We start from the raw sequence: 1,757 nt of genomic DNA on the forward strand, positions 1-1,757 counted from the left end.
ATGCGGCCCGGGGCGACCGGCGCGCCGCCGCCGGCGCGCTGCTCTCCGCCTTCCGGTTGATGCCGCACCGGGCGGTCAAGGACGCGATCCGGCCGACCCATCTGCGCGCGGCCCTGGTGGCCGTCGCCCAGGCAAGCCGCCCGCTCGCCGCCGCCGGGCCGGGGACGCGCTGACCGGTCGGGCCTTTCCCGTCGATCGGAAACGCCCGGCCCGACGGGTTTGGGCGTCGCAGGGACGTCCAAGCATACACCCCGTGATTCCAGGCGCCGCCGCGTGTTCCGGAGATGACGAGGGACTCGGAACGGACAAGAAGACAGGCCCGGGAAACCACAAGGTTTCCCGGGCCTGTCTTTGGGTGATGCGATGGATACGCCGCCTCAACCGGCCCGCAGAAGCCCCGGCCGGTCCTTCACGTTGCGCACCAGCCATTCCGGCAGCAGCAGGCGCACCCGCTCCCAGGGGCCGGACAAGTCGCCGGCGCGGCGCAGGGCCGCCCAGGAGGCGACGCGCTGCCGGAGCGGCAGCATGCCGATGTAGTTCTTGGTCATCCCGGAGATCGGGAAATCCGAGCCGAACATGTCCTGATGGCGCAGGTCCGGCTCGCCCAGATGGGGCGCCTCGGCCGTCACCGGCCCGGTATCCGGCGCGAGCCGGGGCAGCGCCTTGGCCTGCGCGTAGACTGCGTCGAGCCCGGCGGCCCAGCTCGCCGGCGCGTAGAGGCGCGCGATGGCGGCGCTGATCGCGGCCCCCGTGGCCCGGCGGTCCTCCGCGTCGGTGATCAGCGCGGTGAGGTGGGCCTCGTATTCCGCTTGGTCGCGGGCGACCCGGGCCGTGGCGTCGAGCCCGGGATGGTTGATCGCGACGATCTCGGCCGCCGCGGGCGCCTCGAACCGCGTCACCAGCGGCAGCCCGTAGGCGGCGGCTTCGAGCATCGAGGTCGACGAGACGAACGGGTAGGAATCGACGTAGATGTCCGCCGCCTCGAAGAAGACCCGCGGATCCGACTGCTCGGCATGGGCCACGATGCGCCCGCCCGTGGCGGCCTGCGCCCGGGCCCAGTCCGCGCGCTCGCCCGCGCCGACCACGATCAGGCGGGCCTTCGGATGCGCGGCCAGGAGATCGACGTGGCGGTCGGCGTAGGTGACGTCGCCGACGTTGCGGTACTTGGCGCCGCGCGCCACGGAGACCAGCAGGACCTCGTCGTCCGGGATCCCGAGGGCGCGCTTGGCGGCCGCACGGCTGCGCTGGCGCTCGGGCAGCGTGATCAGGGTCGGGAGCAGGAAGCTCCGGGCCGGATCGACGCCGCGCCGCGTGATTGCGAGCCGGCGGGCGGCCTCGCGCAGGTTGATCACCGCGTGGCTGATCCGGGTCCCGATCCAGAACAGGTGATCCGCGTGGTTGAGGAGGAGGACCGGCGGGTGCTTGCCCGGATCCGCGAAGGCGATCAGCGGGACCACGTCCTCGCAATGGATGTGGAGGACGACGACGTCGTAATCCCGCGCGACCCGGCGCAGCTCCCGCGCCCAGGCGAGCTTGCCGCCCTGGCGGTGGTTCAGGTGGTGGATCGCGCCGCCGCTGGCGCGGACCGCCTCGGCGATCCGCCCATCGACCGGGCCGCGATGTTGGGTCAGGGCGAGCCCGTTGGTCCGGTGGGCGTCGGCGCCGATCCACAACGCCAGCATCTTGGTGAGGCCGCCCACCGGGGCGAGCTGCGTGCAGACGTGGAGGACGCGTCGGAACGGGGCCGGCTCCGGGGC

1 protein-coding gene is annotated in these 1,757 nt (G+C 73.4%); it reads right to left on the minus strand.

Annotated elements, in window-relative coordinates:
- Positions 1-377: 377 nt before the first annotated feature.
- On the minus strand, positions 378-1,757 hold a 1,380-nt coding region (locus tag FV228_RS28730), incomplete at its 5' end, for a glycosyltransferase family 4 protein (protein ID WP_147857587.1).

Origin of the sequence: Methylobacterium sp. WL18 (genome assembly GCF_008040015.1) — a bacterium.
Lineage (GTDB): Bacteria > Pseudomonadota > Alphaproteobacteria > Rhizobiales > Beijerinckiaceae > Methylobacterium > Methylobacterium mesophilicum.